13 protein-coding genes are annotated in these 15,830 nt (G+C 60.5%); 5 read left to right on the top strand and 8 right to left on the bottom strand.

The genetic code is table 11. The annotated features are described in order from the left end of the window. Window positions 1–69: 69 nt before the first annotated feature. A complete protein-coding gene (locus tag D8U82_RS07350) occupies window positions 70–1,407 on the bottom strand; it encodes an ammonium transporter (protein WP_041476939.1) in 1,338 nt (445 codons plus the stop codon). 37 nt (window positions 1,408–1,444) lie between these two features. Continuing rightward, the gene (gene glnK / locus D8U82_RS07345) at window positions 1,445–1,783 is read right to left on the bottom strand and encodes a P-II family nitrogen regulator (RefSeq protein ID WP_002555808.1); all 339 of its coding nucleotides are present in this window, start codon (window positions 1,781–1,783) and stop codon (window positions 1,445–1,447) included. Between the two features lie 394 nt (window positions 1,784–2,177). On the opposite strand from glnK, the gene D8U82_RS07340 reads away from it, so the two are divergent. Then, on the top strand, window positions 2,178–2,438 hold the full coding sequence (locus D8U82_RS07340; protein WP_016772581.1) for an accessory factor UbiK family protein: 261 nt from the start codon (window positions 2,178–2,180) through the stop codon (window positions 2,436–2,438). Window positions 2,439–2,551: 113 nt separating this feature from the next. On the opposite strand, the gene D8U82_RS07335 is transcribed toward D8U82_RS07340, so the two are convergent. After that, window positions 2,552–2,857, bottom strand: coding sequence for a HigA family addiction module antitoxin (locus tag D8U82_RS07335; RefSeq protein ID WP_039757791.1), 306 nt, complete (start codon window positions 2,855–2,857; stop codon window positions 2,552–2,554). Between the two features lie 7 nt (window positions 2,858–2,864). Continuing rightward, window positions 2,865–3,143 carry a type II toxin-antitoxin system RelE/ParE family toxin gene (locus D8U82_RS07330; RefSeq protein ID WP_082228595.1) on the bottom strand — a complete coding sequence of 93 codons (279 nt, stop codon included), beginning with the start codon at window positions 3,141–3,143 and terminating at the stop codon, window positions 2,865–2,867. Window positions 3,144–3,468: 325 nt separating this feature from the next. Here D8U82_RS07330 and D8U82_RS07325 point away from each other — a divergent pair, with 325 nt between their 5' ends. Next, window positions 3,469–4,962: a YifB family Mg chelatase-like AAA ATPase gene (locus D8U82_RS07325; RefSeq protein ID WP_071172128.1), complete on the top strand. Its 1,494-nt coding sequence runs from the start codon at window positions 3,469–3,471 to the stop codon at window positions 4,960–4,962. Here D8U82_RS07325 and D8U82_RS07320 read toward each other — a convergent pair. From D8U82_RS07320 to D8U82_RS07310, 3 genes are all read right to left on the bottom strand, one after another. Next, window positions 4,959–6,173 (bottom strand): aldose 1-epimerase family protein, encoded by a 1,215-nt coding sequence (locus D8U82_RS07320; protein ID WP_130889072.1) that lies wholly within the window; start codon window positions 6,171–6,173, stop codon window positions 4,959–4,961. The genes D8U82_RS07325 and D8U82_RS07320 overlap by 4 nt on opposite strands. A gap of 195 nt (window positions 6,174–6,368) precedes the next feature. Continuing rightward, a complete protein-coding gene (locus tag D8U82_RS07315) occupies window positions 6,369–8,345 on the bottom strand; it encodes a methyl-accepting chemotaxis protein (protein WP_016772578.1) in 1,977 nt (658 codons plus the stop codon). 187 nt (window positions 8,346–8,532) lie between these two features. Continuing rightward, window positions 8,533–9,453, bottom strand: a complete 921-nt coding sequence (locus tag D8U82_RS07310) for a LysR substrate-binding domain-containing protein (protein ID WP_016772577.1) — start codon at window positions 9,451–9,453, stop codon at window positions 8,533–8,535. Between the two features lie 159 nt (window positions 9,454–9,612). On the opposite strand from D8U82_RS07310, the gene D8U82_RS07305 reads away from it, so the two are divergent. Then, on the top strand, window positions 9,613–11,007 hold the full coding sequence (locus tag D8U82_RS07305; RefSeq protein WP_056791616.1) for a NorM family multidrug efflux MATE transporter: 1,395 nt from the start codon (window positions 9,613–9,615) through the stop codon (window positions 11,005–11,007). A 126-nt stretch (window positions 11,008–11,133) separates the two neighbouring features. On the opposite strand, the gene D8U82_RS07300 is transcribed toward D8U82_RS07305, so the two are convergent. Next, on the bottom strand, window positions 11,134–12,807 hold the full coding sequence (locus tag D8U82_RS07300; RefSeq protein WP_024014783.1) for a bifunctional diguanylate cyclase/phosphodiesterase: 1,674 nt from the start codon (window positions 12,805–12,807) through the stop codon (window positions 11,134–11,136). 272 nt (window positions 12,808–13,079) lie between these two features. On the opposite strand from D8U82_RS07300, the gene rep reads away from it, so the two are divergent. Continuing rightward, on the top strand, window positions 13,080–15,089 hold the full coding sequence (rep, locus tag D8U82_RS07295) for a DNA helicase Rep (protein ID WP_016772574.1): 2,010 nt from the start codon (window positions 13,080–13,082) through the stop codon (window positions 15,087–15,089). 57 nt (window positions 15,090–15,146) lie between these two features. Then, window positions 15,147–15,719, top strand: coding sequence for a xanthine phosphoribosyltransferase (locus D8U82_RS07290; protein WP_016772573.1), 573 nt, complete (start codon window positions 15,147–15,149; stop codon window positions 15,717–15,719). Window positions 15,720–15,830 lie beyond the last annotated feature (111 nt).

The raw sequence follows: 15,830 nt of genomic DNA, 5'->3' as shown, positions 1-15,830 counted from the left end.
GCTCCCTGAATGACAAATCCCGGACAAAAAAATGCCCGGCGAACCGGGCAATTTTTTTATCGCGCGTACTTACAGGTTGTAGCCGCGTTCGTTGTGTTGTGCCAGATCGAGGCCGACCGACTCTTCTTCCTCGGTTACGCGCAGACCCATGACGGCGTCCAGCACCTTGAGGATGATGAAGGTGACGATCGCGGTGTAGATCACCGTGAAGCCGACGCCTTTGATCTGAATCCAGACCTGCGCGCCAATGTCAGTCACGGTGCCGAAGCCGCCCAGTGCCGGTGCGGCAAACACACCGGTGAGGATCGCGCCGAGGATACCGCCGATACCGTGCACGCCGAAGGCATCCAGGGAGTCGTCATAGCCGAGTTTGCGTTTCAGGGTGGTGGCGCAGAAGAAGCACACCACGCCTGCGGCCAGACCGATCACCAGTGCACCCATCGGGCCCACGGTGCCAGCGGCCGGAGTGATCGCGACCAGACCGGCGACCACACCCGAAGCAATACCCAGTGCGCTTGGCTTGCCGTGGGTGACCCACTCGGCAAACATCCAGCCCAGTGCCGCAGCGGCAGTGGCGATCTGGGTAACCAGCATGGCCATACCGGCAGTGCCGTTGGCAGCAGCAGCGGAACCGGCGTTGAAGCCGAACCAGCCGACCCACAGCATCGCCGCGCCCATCAGGGTGTAGCCGAGGTTATGCGGAGCCATTGGTGTGGTCGGGAAGCCTTTGCGCTTGCCCAGTACCAGGCACGCGACCAGACCGGCGATACCGGCGTTGATGTGCACCACGGTGCCGCCAGCGAAGTCGAGCACGCCCCAGTCCCACATCAGGCCGCCGTTACCGGACCAGACCATGTGCGCGATCGGTGCATAAACCAGAGTGAACCAGATACCCATGAAGATCAGCATCGCGGAGAATTTCATGCGCTCGGCGAACGCACCGACGATCAGCGCCGGGGTGATGATCGCGAAGGTCATCTGGAAGGTGATGAACACCGCCTCAGGGAACAGCGCCGCCGGGCCGGTGATGCTCGAAGGCGTGACACCGGCGAGGAACGCCTTGCCCATGCCGCCGAAGAACGAATTGAAGTTGACGACGCCCTGCTCCATGCCGGTGGTGTCGAAGGCAATGCTGTAGCCATAAATGACCCACAGGATGCTGATCAGACCGGTAATGGCGAAGCACTGCATCAGCACGGAAAGAATGTTTTTCGAGCGAACCATACCGCCGTAGAACAGCGCCAGACCGGGGATGGTCATGAACAGCACGAGCGCTGTCGAGGTGAGCATCCAGGCGGTGTCGCCGGAATTGAGGACTGGCGCTGCCACTTCGTCTGCCGCCATGGCGATGCCGGGCATTACGATGGACAACAGGGCGCCTAGCCCTGCGAATTTACGCAGAGTCATATTGTTTTCTCCTGGGGCGTTGGGTTTGTGGCGGCGCTTAGATCGCGTCGGTATCGGTTTCGCCGGTACGGATGCGGATCGCCTGTTCCAGATTGACCACGAAGATCTTGCCGTCACCGATCTTGCCGGTGTTGGCCGCTTTGGTTATCGCCTCGATAACCCGATCCAGATCCTTGTCGTCGATGGCCACGTCGATTTTCACCTTGGGCAGAAAATCGACCACATATTCCGCGCCGCGATACAGCTCGGTGTGACCCTTCTGCCGGCCGAAGCCTTTGACTTCAGTGACGGTAATGCCCTGCACGCCGATTTCGGACAGCGACTCGCGCACGTCGTCCAACTTGAACGGCTTGATGATGGCAGTGACTAGCTTCATGAAACTCTCTCCCGAATTGGTGGACTTGCCCCAGGAAAACAAACCCGTCTCAAGTCTAAGCGCAGTGCCTGGCTTTGTAACGCATCGTTGACGCCAGCTAACCGCATCAGACGAAACTCCCCGCTTCGTCTGCCGCACTGCATTCGTCACAGCGACTGCATCAGTGCATGGGTCGAGGGTGACTAAGCAGAAACCTTGCCAGCTCGGCAAAAACCCTGCATTTCAATCGCTTGGCCCCCGTTGCACGCGCTCGGGCAGAAAAGCTTTTGCCGATACGCACAACAACGGTGCGCCACCGTCCGTCCCCCTGCGCGAAAAGCGTGCATCCGTGCAACGGGATTGACTATAGACACTGCGTGATACACTGCCGGCCATTGTTTCCAGGACATTCCCCATGCTCGCGCCCAAAGACTTCCTCGACGCCCTGAGCGGCACCGCCTCCCGCCTGTTCAGCGGCGATACCCCGCTGCCGAAAGCCGAAATCGAAAGCCAGTTCAAAATGCTGCTGCAAAGTGCCTTCAGCAAACTCGATCTGGTCAGCCGGGAAGAGTTTGATAGTCAGATGGTGGTGTTGGCTCGCACGCGGGCACGGCTTGAGAGTCTTGAAGCGAAGGTGGCGGAGATGGAGGCGAAACTGAATCCGCCGGCTGAATAGCACCACTACTGACAGTGAAGGTTGGGCACGCTCTTCAGCTTTAAAGGCGTCGAAAAAAAACCTTCAAGCGTTTTCCTTCAAGCAGCCTTCAGCTCCACTGCCTAGATTCACTATCAAGCGCAATGTGCCAGCCGCTCGACCTGATCACGGATTGCAGCTCCTCTTTCAATTTCGGCTTTTCGCAGATCGTAGGTCGATTGGAGGTTCAGCCAAAACTCAGGAGTGGTGTCCAGACAGATTGAAAGTCTTAAAGCCATGTCAGCGCTGATGCCCCGGCGCTGTAGAACGATATCGTTCACCGTCGGAGTAGACACGCTCAATGCTCTCGCCAACGCAGCGGCTGTAAGGCTCAAAGGCTCCAGATACTCCTCTTTGAGGATCTCGCCGGGATGGACCGGACGCATACCATTCTTGGTCATATTCACCTCAGTGATAATCGACGATTTCAACATCCTCGGGCCCATTCAGGCCCCAGACGAAGCAAATTCGCCATTGGGCGTTGATACGAATACTGCATTGCCCCTTCCGATCGCCTCCCAGAGACTCGAGCCGATTTCCGGGAGGAGATCGGAGATCAGCCAACGCAGCTGCCGCATCAAGCATCGTCAGCTTACGTTCCGCGACACTCAATATGGCTGACCAGAAACGGGTTTTACCACTTCGGAACAGGTATTCGGTTTCAGGACATCTGAAGCTAACGATCATAGTTTAAAGCTTAACGTTATGCATTAACGCTGAGTTTATTCGTGAAAATCATTAGCGCAAACGGATGATCTTGCGATTTGGGTGTTCTCTCAGGACTTTCAGAAACGGACTACGCATGCTTGCTGGTTCTTACTGAACCCGTTGCTATCTCCTACACAAACTCTCCCCTATTCCCGTTTGCCATGCCCTGGCGAGTTCCTGGCATTTCTTGCGGCAACATCCTGCGAAATTTTTGCGCTCCACTCACCCCACTAAAATGGCATCGCCCTACTACCCTTCAAAAACCCGCAGGAAGCGGCTCCCCGATTCAGCTCAAGGAACGACCATGTCCCTCTCCATTGTCCACAGTCGCGCCCAGATTGGCGTGGAAGCCCCCGCTGTCACCGTCGAAGTCCATCTGGCCAACGGTCTGCCGTCGCTGACCATGGTCGGCCTGCCCGAGGCGGCGGTGAAGGAGAGCAAGGATCGGGTGCGCAGTGCGATCATCAATTCCGGGCTGCAATTTCCGGCGCGGCGGATCACCTTGAATCTGGCGCCGGCGGATCTGCCCAAGGATGGCGGGCGCTTCGATCTGGCAATTGCCTTGGGGATTTTGTCGGCCAGCGTGCAGGTGCCGTGTCTGACGCTGGACGAGGTGGAATGTCTGGGTGAATTGGCATTGTCCGGTGCCGTGCGACCAGTGCGTGGCGTGCTGCCGGCGGCACTGGCGGCGCGCAAGGCCGGGCGGGCGTTGGTGGTGCCTCGAGCTAATGCGGAAGAGGCGTGCCTGGCTTCGGGGCTGAAAGTGTTCGCAGTCGATCACTTGCTGGAAGCGGTGGCGCATTTCAATGGGCATACGCCGGTCGAGCCTTACGTATCCGATGGTTTGATGCACGCGGCCAAACCCTATCCCGACCTCAACGAGGTGCAGGGTCAGACAGCCGCCAAACGCGCACTGCTGATTGCCGCAGCAGGCGCGCACAATTTGTTGTTCAGCGGGCCACCGGGGACGGGCAAGACATTACTGGCCAGCCGTCTGCCGGGCCTGCTGCCACCGCTTTCCGAATGTGAGGCGCTGGAAGTGGCAGCGATTCAATCGGTCGCCAGCGGGGTGCCTCTGACTCACTGGCCGCAACGCCCCTTCCGCCAACCGCACCATTCCGCTTCCGGGCCGGCGCTGGTCGGTGGCAGTTCGAAACCGCAACCCGGCGAAATCACCCTCGCCCATCACGGCGTGCTGTTTCTCGATGAGTTGCCGGAGTTTGATCGCAAGGTTCTGGAAGTCCTGCGCGAGCCGTTGGAGTCCGGGCATATCGTCATCGCCCGGGCCAAGGATCGCGTGCGTTTCCCCGCACGGTTTCAATTGGTGGCAGCGATGAATCCATGTCCGTGTGGATATCTTGGCGAGCCCAGCGGCAAATGCTCGTGCACACCGGACATGGTCCAGCGCTATCGCAACAAGCTGTCAGGGCCGCTGCTGGATCGGATTGATCTGCACCTGACCGTGGCGCGGGAGGCAACCGCATTGAATCCGGCAGCCAAGCCAGGCGAAAACAGCGCCAGCGCTGCGGCGTTGGTGGCGGAAGCGCGGGAGCGCCAGCAGAAACGTCAGGGCTGTGCCAATGCGTTTCTCGATCTGCCGGGGCTCAAGCGTCACTGCAAGTTATCCACAGCCGATGAAAAATGGCTGGAAGCGGCCTGCGAGCGATTGATCCTGTCGCTGCGCTCGGCGCATCGCCTGCTCAAGGTCGCGCGCACGCTGGCGGATCTTGAACAGGCCGATGCGATTACCCGCGAGCATCTGGCCGAGGCACTGCAATACCGGCCGGCGACACCTTAATGCTCAGTCAGATCAACCAGCGGTGCCTGACGCACTTCAGTGTCGCGCCCGGCCTGAATCTCGGTCACGCGCTTGAGGGCCTTGTCCACCGCCCCTTTGTCGGCCAGCAGGCTGTAGCTGATCTGGAACTGTTTATGTTCTTTTGGGGCAATGGTCGGCACCAGATTCAACGGCCGCTGATAGCGACGGTTGTAGGAGAAACTGGTTCCCGGCTCCAGCCCGGTGACGTAGCCCTGCCCTTGGGTGTCGGTGTTTTTCCACAGCGAAAACACTGGCAACTGCTGAATATTGAAGCCAACGGATACGCCGAGGCTACCGGCCTTGTTGTGCAGCACGGTGAGGGTGTCACCCTTGGCGTCCGCATACGGCACGACGTTGTAGACAGTTTCGTCGTAGTCCTTGGTTGGCCCGCGATAGGTCTGCCAGTCGGGCAGATCGCCCTTGGCCTTGTCGTTGAACGGCGACACCTGCTTCACCGGCGCAGCGAATTTTGCCCCTTGCTCAAGAAACGGCGTGCTGAAGTTGCTGTGATACAGCGCCTGATATTCCTTCGCATAGTCGCCGTTGTTGGTCAGGGTGTCGTTGAGGGCGAAGCTGGCGCTGCCCGGTTCGGTGACAAGTTCGGTCGCTACCGAGAAATCGACTTTCTTGAATGCCTGCTCTTTCAGCTCGCCACGCAGCGTGATGGCATACGGCGGCTTCTCGTCGATGTGCAAAGTGACGGTGCTGGCCGGGATGTTGGCGGCGCGACCGTGCAAGGTCAGCAATTCGCCGTTGTCCATGCCGGGATGGCCAACCCACTCGTAACCGCAACGGGTGACCAGTTCATTGAAACCTTCGAGCCAGCCCAGGCCACCGCGACCGTTGAGTTCGATGAACGCCGGGTTGACCACGTCCTTGACCGGCGAATCCCAGCCCATCCGCACGTCGCCCACCGAAGCCTGCAACACGTTCATGCCACGGGTCGGCACTACCGAGAGTTTCATCGTGCCGTTATCGATATCGACAATGCTGACGCCCTCCTGACGACCGCCATGCAGGGTACGCAGGGTCACGGAGAACGGTTTGGCGGTTTTTACGCCAAGTTGCTCGCTGGTGATCGTCCAGTTTTTTGCCGGAGTGTTGGCGTCGAGCAGGACATAGTCCCAGGCCATGGCGTGGGAAGCGGCAGAGAACGCGCCGAGGGCGACGAGGAGTTTGAGCGGGGTCATGGCAGCAGCCTTTATTGGAGTTGTGCCATTTTTATAGCGCTGCGGAAACGTTTCAGCAAGTCCAAAGAAGCTGTCGGTGATAGGCGTTCGCGAGCAGGCTCGCTCCCACAGGGATTTCGGGCCTTCACAATATTTGTGAATTACGCCGACTACTGTGGGAGTGAGCCTGCTCGCGATAGCTGTTTCAAAGATGCATCAACGGAAGCGGTCAACCTCGGAACGCAGATCCGCCGCCAGCTTCTCCAGCTCTTTAGCGGTGACAGCCAGGTTTGACACCACCTCACGCTGCTCGCTGTTGGCCAAGGCGATGCTTTGCAAATTGCTGCTCAGCAACGTCGCAGTGCTGCTTTGTTCCTGAGTGGCGGTGGTGATCGCGGCGAACTGCTGGCCTGCCGAACGGCTCTGCTCATCGATCCGCGCCAGTGCCGAGGCGACATTGGCGTTGCGCGACAGGCCTTCCTGCATCAGCACATTGCCCTGCTCCATGGTGCTGATCGCGTTGCCGGTTTCCTGCTGAATGCTGTGGATCATGCTGGAAATTTCATCGGTCGCCTGACGGGTACGCGAGGCGAGGCTGCGCACTTCGTCCGCGACCACGGCAAAACCGCGCCCCTGCTCACCAGCACGGGCAGCTTCGATTGCTGCGTTAAGTGCCAGAAGGTTGGTCTGCTCGGCGATGGAGGTGATCACACCCACGATGCCGCCGATTTCCTGCGAGCGCTGCCCCAGCGTGTTGATCACGCTGGCGGTGCTGTTCAGCGCGCCAGCGATCTGCTCCAGCGACGACGACGCTTCTTCCATCGAGCTGCGGCCGATCTGGGTCTGCTGAGCGTTTTCCTGCGCCAGGCGCTGGGTCGCACCCATGTTGTCGGCAATGTTCAGCGAGGTGGCGCTGAACTCTTCCACGGCACCGGCCATGCTGGTGATTTCGCCCGACTGCTGCTCCATGCCTTCGTAAGCACCACCGGACAAACCGGACAGCGCCTGCGCACGGCTGTTGACCTCTTCCGAAGCGCGGCGGATGTGCTCGACCATGGTCGACAGCGCCTGGCTCATCTGGTTGAACGCGCGGGACAGCTGACCGATTTCATCGTGGCTCGATACGTTCAGCCGCACACTCAGATCACCCGCGCCCAAGGCTTCGGCCTGACGCACCAGATCGCCCAGCGGTGCGAGTTTGCTGCGCAGCAGCCAGACCACGGAACCGACCGCGAGCAACATCGCCAGCAGGCTGCCGATCGCCAGTTGCGTACCGACGCTCCAGGTCACCGCGCGGATCTCGGCTTTCGGCATGCTCGCCACCACCGACCACGGGCCACCTTCGAACGGCACGGCGATGCTGTAGAAGTCCTCGCCCTTGTCGCTCCAGAACTCACCCTTGCCCGGGGTTTTCACCAGGTTGTTGATGGTCGGGGCGGCTTGATCCAGGTTTTCGACGCCGGCAATCGGCACCAGCCATTTGTTCTGCTCGTCGAGCAGCGCCAGCGAGCCGGTCTTGCCAATGCGGAAGCGCTTGAGATTGGCGAACTGCGCGTTCTGCGCATCGGTGTAGTCGAAGCCGACGTACAGCACGGCGATTATCTTGCCGCCCGCATCGCGCACCGGGGTGTACTGCGACATGTAGTAGCGCTCGAACAGCAACGAGCGGCCGACATAACTCTGCCCCGCCATCAACTTCGCGTACGCCGGGTTGGCATGATCGAGCACGGTGCCAATGGCACGGGTGCCGTCCTGCTTGCTGACGTTGGTGCTGACGCGAATGAAGTCTTCGCCGCTGCGCACGAATACCGTGGCCACACCAGCGGTCATCTGCTTGAACTCGTCAACTTCCTTGAAGTTGTTGTTCAGCACCTCGTTGCCCAGATGCAGGCCCGGAGTCTGCACGCCGGCCACGGTCACTGGCTGATCGGGGTGCACACTCAAACCACTGCCGAAGCGCTTTTCGAACAGCCCGCTCAGGCGCAGGGTGCTTTCACGCAGCGTACCGTGAAAGGTACTCAGTTGATCGGCCAGCAGCCGGGCCTCACTGGCCAGATGCTCTTCACGGGTGGCGAGGTTGGCGGAATCCAGCGAACGCAAGGCGAACACCGTACTGCCGCTGATGACTATCGCCAGTATCACAGCAAGGGCAAGGCCCAGCTGCGAGGCGATCCGAGCACGAGGTTGAGACATGAACAGCTCCTGGCCGAGCCACCGAATCCTCCTTGATCGCGGTAATTGCCCGGAAAATATTCTAATAATGGGGGTAGCGCGGAACCGGCACGACGGTTCCACATGCTCGTAGTCGGCGGAAAATCCGAATACTTGAGCGGATTGCGTGGGTATGGCGCAGTAGTGGCATTGTGCCGGCTCGAACGTTTCAGCTCAAGCGCTCTACCGCCGGCAATTGCATAGCGCGTACTTCGCCTTGGAGAAAATCGCTGAGACGGCGCAAACGTTCACCTCCCGGACGCGGTTTCGGCCACACCAGGTAATAATTCAGGCCACTGGCGACGGCGGTCGGCCACGGCAGGCTCAAGCGTCCTTGCGCAACGTCTTCGGCGACCATCAACAGATCACCCATCGAAACGCCATAGCCGCGCGCCGCGGCGATCATGCCCAGCTCCAGCGTATCGAACACTTGCCCGCCCTTGAGCGATACCTGATCGGACAGCCCCATGCGCTCCAGCCAACTGCGCCAATCGCGGCGATCCGGGGTCGGGTGCAGCAGTTCAGCAGCCGCCAGACGCGCTACGTCCCAAGGTTGGTCATTGAGCAGGTTCGGCGCGCCGACCGGAATCAATTCCTCGGGAAACAGCAGGCTCGCTTCCCAGTCCGGTGGGAAATGCCCGTCACTGAGCAACACCGCGCAATCGAACGGTTCATTGTTGAAGTCCACCGAATCGATATCCATCCATGCGCTGGTCAGTTGCACCTCATTGCCCGGCTGCAAATGGCGGAAGCGACTCAACCGCGCCAGCAGCCAACGCATGGTCAGGGTCGATGGCGCTTTCATGCGCAGGATGTCGTCCTCGGCACGCAAGGTATTGCAGGCGCGCTCAAGGGCGGCAAAGCCTTCGCGGATACCGGGTAACAGCAGCCGCGCCGATTCGGTCAGTTGCAGGTTGCGCCCGCTGCGATGAAACAGCCGGCAGGCGAAATGTTCTTCAAGAGTGCGCATGTGCCGACTGACCGCGCTCTGGGTGATCGACAGTTCTTCCGCCGCGCGGGTGAACGAGCTGTGTCGCGCTGCCGCTTCGAATGCGCGCAGGGCATACAACGGCGGAAGGCGTCGGGACATACACAAAGCTCCAATAGCGGGGATACAGCCAATTCGGCAGGACGATTCAGGATGAGTATTAATCATGCCACCCATCCTTTTTATCCCTTTGTGCAAAGCCTGCCAAGCGCCGAGAATCGACGCTCTTCTGCTTCCTCTGATATTTGGGTGGTGATGACCATGCAGCATCCTGTGCGTACCGAACTCTGGGCCATTCTGCGGCTGGCGGGGCCGCTGATTGCTTCGCAGTTGGCGCACATGCTGATGGTACTGACCGACACCCTGATGATGGCGCGCCTCAGTCCCGAGGCGCTGGCCGGTGGCGGCCTCGGTGCCGCGAGCTACTCGTTCGTGTCGATTTTCTGCATCGGCGTGATTGCAGCGGTCGGCACACTGGTGGCAATCCGTCAGGGTGCTGGCGACATCATCGGTGCCGCGCGCCTGACCCAGGCCGGACTGTGGCTGGCCTGGCTGATGGCCCTCGGCGCCGGGCTGTTGTTGTGGAACCTCAAACCGGTGTTGCTGCTGTTCGGCCAAACCGAAACCAACGTCAACGCCGCCGGGCAATTTCTCATCGCCCTGCCCTTCGCCCTGCCCGGTTACCTGAGCTTCATGGCCCTGCGCGGTTTTACCAGTGCGATTGGCCGGGCGACGCCAGTGATGGTCATCAGCCTCGCCGGTACGGTGGCCAACTTCCTGCTCAACTACGCGCTGATCACCGGCATGTTCGGCCTGCCGCAGCTGGGTCTGACCGGCATCGGTCTGGTCACGGCGATTGTCGCCAACTGCATGGCACTGGCGCTGGCCTGGCATATCCGCCGGCATCCGGCGTATGACGCTTATCCGTTGCGCGCCGGCCTGTCGCGGCCGAACCGGCAATACCTGAAAGAACTGTGGCGTCTGGGCCTGCCGATTGGCGGCACCTATGCGGTGGAAGTCGGGCTGTTTGCCTTTGCCGCGTTGTGCATGGGCACCATGGGCAGTACGCAGATGGGCGCGCATCAAATCGCCCTGCAGATCGTGTCGGTGGCGTTCATGGTCCCGGCCGGGATGTCCTATGCCATCACCATGCGCGTCGGCCAACACTACGGCGCCGGGCAACTGGTCGATGCGCGCATGTCCGGGCGTGTCGGCATCGCCTTCGGCGCCGTGGTGATGCTCGGCTTTGCCTTGGTGTTCTGGCTGTGGCCGAACCAGTTGGTCGGCCTGTTCCTTGACCACAACGATCCGGCGTTTGCCGAGGTGATCCGTCTGGCGGTGAGCCTGCTGGCCGTAGCGGCGTGGTTCGAGCTGTTCGACGGCACGCAGACGATTGCCATGGGCTGTATTCGTGGGCTCAAGGATGCCAAGACTACGTTTCTCGTGGGGCTCGCTTGCTATTGGCTGATTGGCGCGCCGGCGGCGTGGTGGATGGCGTTCCATCTCAATTGGGGGCCGACGGGCGTCTGGTGGGGTCTGGCGTTGGGCCTGGCGTGCGCGGCGGTGAGCCTGACGCTGGCGTTTGAATGGAAGATGCAGCGGATGATTCGGCGCGAGCCGCAAGCTCAAGGTTTCAACATCCCCCAGGCCGAATGAGGGTTTCCTTTGTGTGCGAGCCTGCTCGCGAAGACCGAGTGTCAGGCCCAGATCATTCAGCTGACATAACGCCTTCGCGAGCAGGCTCGCTCCCACGGGGATTTTTGCCGGCCGCAACAATCGTGATCAACCGACGATTTCCAAAGCCGGCTGCTGGTTCGATCCAGACGCCAGATATTCCACCAACTCATCCAACGGCAGCGGTCGGCTGATCAGGTAACCCTGCACCTGATCGCAGCCGAACCCGCGCAGCAACTCCAGTTGCTCCGGCGTCTCGACCCCTTCGGCAACTACTTCCAGGTGCAGGTTGTGCGCAAGGTTGATCATCGCGTGCACCAGTTTGCGGTTCTCTTCGCGCTGTTCCATGCCGCCGACAAAACTCTTGTCGATCTTCAACAAGGTGATCGGCAGGCTGTTGAGGTGCACGAACGACGAAAACCCGGTGCCGAAATCGTCCAGCGAGAAGCGCACACCGAGGCGCCCGAGGGCGTCCATAGTCTGTTTGACCAGATCGCTGCGCCGCATCACGGCGGTTTCGGTCAGTTCGAATTCCAGCCACTGCGCCTCGACGCCGCGCTCGGCGATCAGGCGGCTAAGTGTCGGCAGCAACTGGCTGTCCTGAAACTGGCGGAACGACAGATTGATCGCCATGTGCAGCGCCGGCAGCCCCTGCTCGCGCAAGGCCTGCATATCACGCAAGGCGCGGGAAATCACCCAGTAGCCCAGCGGCACGATCAGACCGCTCTGCTCGGCCAGCGGCACAAATTCACTCGGTGGCAGCAGACCGCGCTCACCGTGGCGCCAGCGCACCAGCGCTTCGAGGCCGACAATCTGGCCGTCTTCAAGATTCAGGCGTGGCTGGTAATGCAGTTCCAGCTCATCGCGGCGCAAGGCCCGGCGCAGTTCACTTTCGAGGTCGGCCATGCTGCGCGCGTTGCGGTTGATGCGTTCGTTGAAGATATGAAAGGTGCAGCCCTGCGTGCTCTTGGCCTGCTGCATCGCGATGTGCGCGTGCCACATCAAAGGATCGGCACCGCCATTGGCACGGGCATGGGCGATGCCAAGGCTGGAGCCGATCAGCAGGCTCTCGCCGTCGACCCAATAAGGTTCGGCCAACGCCTCAGTGATGCGTTCGGCCATCCACTCGGCGCGTTGCGGCGCGCGGCGGGTATCGATCAGCAGAGCGAATTCATCGCTGCCCAGCCGTGCCAGTTGATCGCCGGCCTCCAGCTGACTTTTCAGCCGCGCGACAACTTGCAGGATCAAGCGATCGCCGGCCTGATGACCAAGGGCATCGTTGGCATGGCGGAAGTTGTCGAGATCGAGATGGCCGAGGGCGAGACCGCGACCGTCGCCTTCGGCAAGGCGCGCGGTGAGCAGAGTCTGGAAGCCCTGACGGTTGGCGATACCGGTCAGCGGGTCCTGTTCGGCGAGGCGCTGAAGAGTGTTTTCCAGCACGCCGCGCTCGCGCACATGGCGCAGGCAACGCTGGAGCATGCCGGCGTCGAGGGCGTCGAACACCAGCCAGTCGCTGACACCGACCGGCGCGGTGGCCGGCTCGTGCTCCAGCAGCAGAACGGTCGGCAGGCTGCAACGCCCGGGCGGCGGCTGCAACGCTGGCAGGGTCAGCAGTACCGCGTGGCGGTTGTCTTCGAACAGGCGGCTGACCGAATCCCAGTTCGGCGCGCTGATCAGCACCGCCGCGCTCCCCATCGGAGCCAGACACTCACGCAACAACGCTGTCCACGCTGGCTCTTCGGCCAGTAGCAGCAAACGCAAGGGTTCGACAGGCGTAGACAAGCTGACTCCCTAGACTCTGCAATGATGTAGGCGGGGCATTATGCCGGTGTGCTGAACAATGACCAATGCGTTGTCTGATGACAACGGCATCGAAACGTTATTTTGTGTCACGAATGAGAACATTAGCCGCAAAATCCCCGCGTATCCTGCGTGAAAGTAACAAAACCGGCAAATTTGAATCGCGTGTTGCGTCACAAGTCGGACAGAGCAGCACAAATCGCTGAGCCTGTTAAAATGCCGGCCCATTTCGTCAACGACTCCCGAATTTTCGTATGTCCCGACTCAATCCCCGGCAGCAAGAAGCCGTGAACTACGTCGGCGGCCCTCTATTGGTGCTCGCCGGTGCTGGCTCCGGCAAGACCAGCGTGATCACGCGCAAGATCGCGCACCTGATCCAGAACTGCGGCATCCGCGCCCAGTACATCGTCGCCATGACCTTTACCAACAAGGCCGCGCGCGAGATGAAAGAGCGGGTCGGCACCCTGTTGCGTGCCGGCGAAGGGCGTGGCCTGACCGTCTGCACCTTCCACAACCTGGGCCTGAACATCATCCGCAAGGAGCATGCGCGGCTGGGCTACAAACCCGGTTTCTCGATCTTCGACGAGACCGACGTCAAAGCCCTGATGACCGACATCATGCAGAAGGAATACGCAGGCGACGACGGCGTCGACGAGATCAAGAACATGATCGGCGCCTGGAAAAACGACCTGATCCTGCCCGCCCAGGCCCTGGAAAACGCGCGCAACCCGAAGGAGCAGACCGCCGCCATCGTCTACACCCACTATCAGCGCACGCTCAAGGCGTTCAACGCGGTGGACTTCGATGACCTGATCCTGCTGCCGGTAAAGCTCTTCGAAGAACACGCCGACATTCTCGAAAAATGGCAGAACAAGGTCCGTTACCTGCTCGTCGACGAATACCAGGACACCAACGCCAGCCAGTATCTGTTGGTGAAGATGCTCATCGGCAAGCGCAACCAGTTCACCGTGGTCGGCGACGACGACCAGTCGATCTACGCCTGGCGTGGCGCGCGCCCGGAAAACCTGATGCTGCTCAAGGACGACTATCCGTCCTTGAAAGTGGTCATGCTCGAGCAGAACTACCGCTCCACCAGCCGCATCCTGCGCTGCGCCAACGTGCTGATCTCGAATAACCCGCACGAATTCGAAAAACAGTTGTGGAGCGAGATGGGCCACGGCGACGAGATCCGCGTGATTCGCTGCCGCAACGAGGACGCCGAAGCCGAGCGCGTGGCCATGGAAATCCTCAGCCTGCACTTGCGCACCGACCGCCCGTACAGCGATTTTGCGATTCTCTATCGCGGTAACTACCAGGCCAAGCTGATCGAATTGAAGCTGCAACACCATCAGGTGCCGTATCGCCTGAGCGGCGGCAACAGCTTCTTCGGTCGCCAGGAAGTGAAGGACCTGATGGCCTACTTCCGCCTGATCGTCAACCCGGATGACGACAACGCCTTCCTGCGCGTGATCAACGTGCCGCGTCGCGAGATCGGCTCGACCACCCTGGAAAAGCTCGGCAACTACGCCACCGAGCGCAAGATCTCGATGTACGCCGCCACCGACGAAATTGGCCTCGGCGAACATCTCGACAGCCGCTTCACTGATCGCCTGGCGCGCTTCAAGCGCTTCATGGACAAGGTCCGCGAGCAGTGCGCCGGCGAAGATCCGATCTCGGCGCTGCGCAGCATGGTCATGGACATCGACTACGAGAACTGGCTGCGTACCAACAGCTCCAGCGACAAGGCGGCGGACTACCGCATGGGCAACGTCTGGTTCCTGATCGAGGCGTTGAAAAACACCCTCGAGAAAGACGAAGACGGCGAAATGACCGTCGAAGACGCCATCGGCAAACTGGTGCTGCGTGACATGCTCGAGCGCCAGCAGGAAGAAGAGGACGGTGCCGAAGGTGTGCAGATGATGACGCTGCACGCCTCCAAAGGGCTGGAATTTCCCTACGTGTTCATCATGGGCATGGAAGAGGAAATCCTCCCGCACCGTTCCAGCATCGAAGCCGACACCATCGAAGAAGAACGCCGCCTGGCCTATGTGGGCATCACCCGCGCCCGTCAGACCCTGGCCTTCACCTTCGCAGCCAAGCGCAAGCAGTACGGTGAAATCATCGACTGCGCGCCGAGTCGCTTTCTGGATGAGCTGCCGCCGGACGATCTGGCCTGGGAAGGCAACGACGACACCCCGACTGAAGTCAAAGCCGTGCGTGGCAATAGCGCATTGGCCGACATACGCGCGATGTTAAAGCGCTAGAATCGACTACTTTTTAATCTACCTTCGGCGCCCATCGCGCCAACAGAGGAAGCTGTTGTGGAAGCACTGCACAAAAAAATCCGCGAAGAAGGCATCGTGCTTTCCGATCAGGTCCTGAAAGTCGACGCTTTCCTGAACCACCAGATCGACCCGGCCCTGATGAAGCTGATCGGTGACGAATTCGCCGCGCTGTTCAAGGATTCCGGGATCACCAAGATCGTTACCATCGAAGCCTCGGGCATCGCCCCGGCGATCATGACCGGTCTGAACCTCGGCGTGCCGGTGATCTTCGCCCGCAAGCAACAGTCACTGACCCTGACTGAGAACCTGCTCTCGGCGACCGTCTACTCGTTCACCAAGAAGACCGAAAGCACCGTGGCCATCTCCCCGCGCCACCTGACCAGCAGCGACCGCGTGCTGATCATCGACGACTTCCTGGCCAACGGTAAGGCGTCGCAAGCGCTGATCTCGATCATCAAACAGGCCGGCGCCACCGTTGCCGGTCTGGGCATCGTCATCGAGAAGTCGTTCCAGGGCGGCCGCGCCGAACTGGACTCGCAGGGCTACCGCGTCGAGTCGCTGGCTCGCGTGCAATCGCTGAAGGATGGCGTCGTCACCTTCATCGAGTAACCAGCGGCACCGAGTTATACCCTGTGGGAGCGAGCATGCTCGCGACGGCATTGTGTCAGTCATCCTGTTAAGTGAATGACACACCGCTTTCGCGAGCAGGCTCGCTCCCAC

The sequence above is a fragment of the Pseudomonas sp. Sample_23 genome, assembly GCF_004307595.1.
Lineage (GTDB): Bacteria > Pseudomonadota > Gammaproteobacteria > Pseudomonadales > Pseudomonadaceae > Aquipseudomonas > Aquipseudomonas atacamensis.
This window is presented reverse-complemented; position numbering and strand designations above follow the sequence as displayed.

What these genes read in the sequence shown, in the direction of transcription:
- D8U82_RS07350 (WP_041476939.1), bottom strand. Translation starts at nt 1,407, where the DNA reads ATGACTCTGCGTAAATTCGCAGGGCTAGGCGCCCTGTTGTCCATCGTA.
- glnK (WP_002555808.1), bottom strand. Translation starts at nt 1,783, where the DNA reads ATGAAGCTAGTCACTGCCATCATCAAGCCGTTCAAGTTGGACGACGTG.
- D8U82_RS07340 (WP_016772581.1), top strand. Translation starts at nt 2,178, where the DNA reads ATGCTCGCGCCCAAAGACTTCCTCGACGCCCTGAGCGGCACCGCCTCC.
- D8U82_RS07335 (WP_039757791.1), bottom strand. Translation starts at nt 2,857, where the DNA reads ATGACCAAGAATGGTATGCGTCCGGTCCATCCCGGCGAGATCCTCAAA.
- D8U82_RS07330 (WP_082228595.1), bottom strand. Translation starts at nt 3,143, where the DNA reads ATGATCGTTAGCTTCAGATGTCCTGAAACCGAATACCTGTTCCGAAGT.
- D8U82_RS07325 (WP_071172128.1), top strand. Translation starts at nt 3,469, where the DNA reads ATGTCCCTCTCCATTGTCCACAGTCGCGCCCAGATTGGCGTGGAAGCC.
- D8U82_RS07320 (WP_130889072.1), bottom strand. Translation starts at nt 6,173, where the DNA reads ATGACCCCGCTCAAACTCCTCGTCGCCCTCGGCGCGTTCTCTGCCGCT.
- D8U82_RS07315 (WP_016772578.1), bottom strand. Translation starts at nt 8,345, where the DNA reads ATGTCTCAACCTCGTGCTCGGATCGCCTCGCAGCTGGGCCTTGCCCTT.
- D8U82_RS07310 (WP_016772577.1), bottom strand. Translation starts at nt 9,453, where the DNA reads ATGTCCCGACGCCTTCCGCCGTTGTATGCCCTGCGCGCATTCGAAGCG.
- D8U82_RS07305 (WP_056791616.1), top strand. Translation starts at nt 9,613, where the DNA reads ATGCAGCATCCTGTGCGTACCGAACTCTGGGCCATTCTGCGGCTGGCG.
- rep (WP_016772574.1), top strand. Translation starts at nt 13,080, where the DNA reads ATGTCCCGACTCAATCCCCGGCAGCAAGAAGCCGTGAACTACGTCGGC.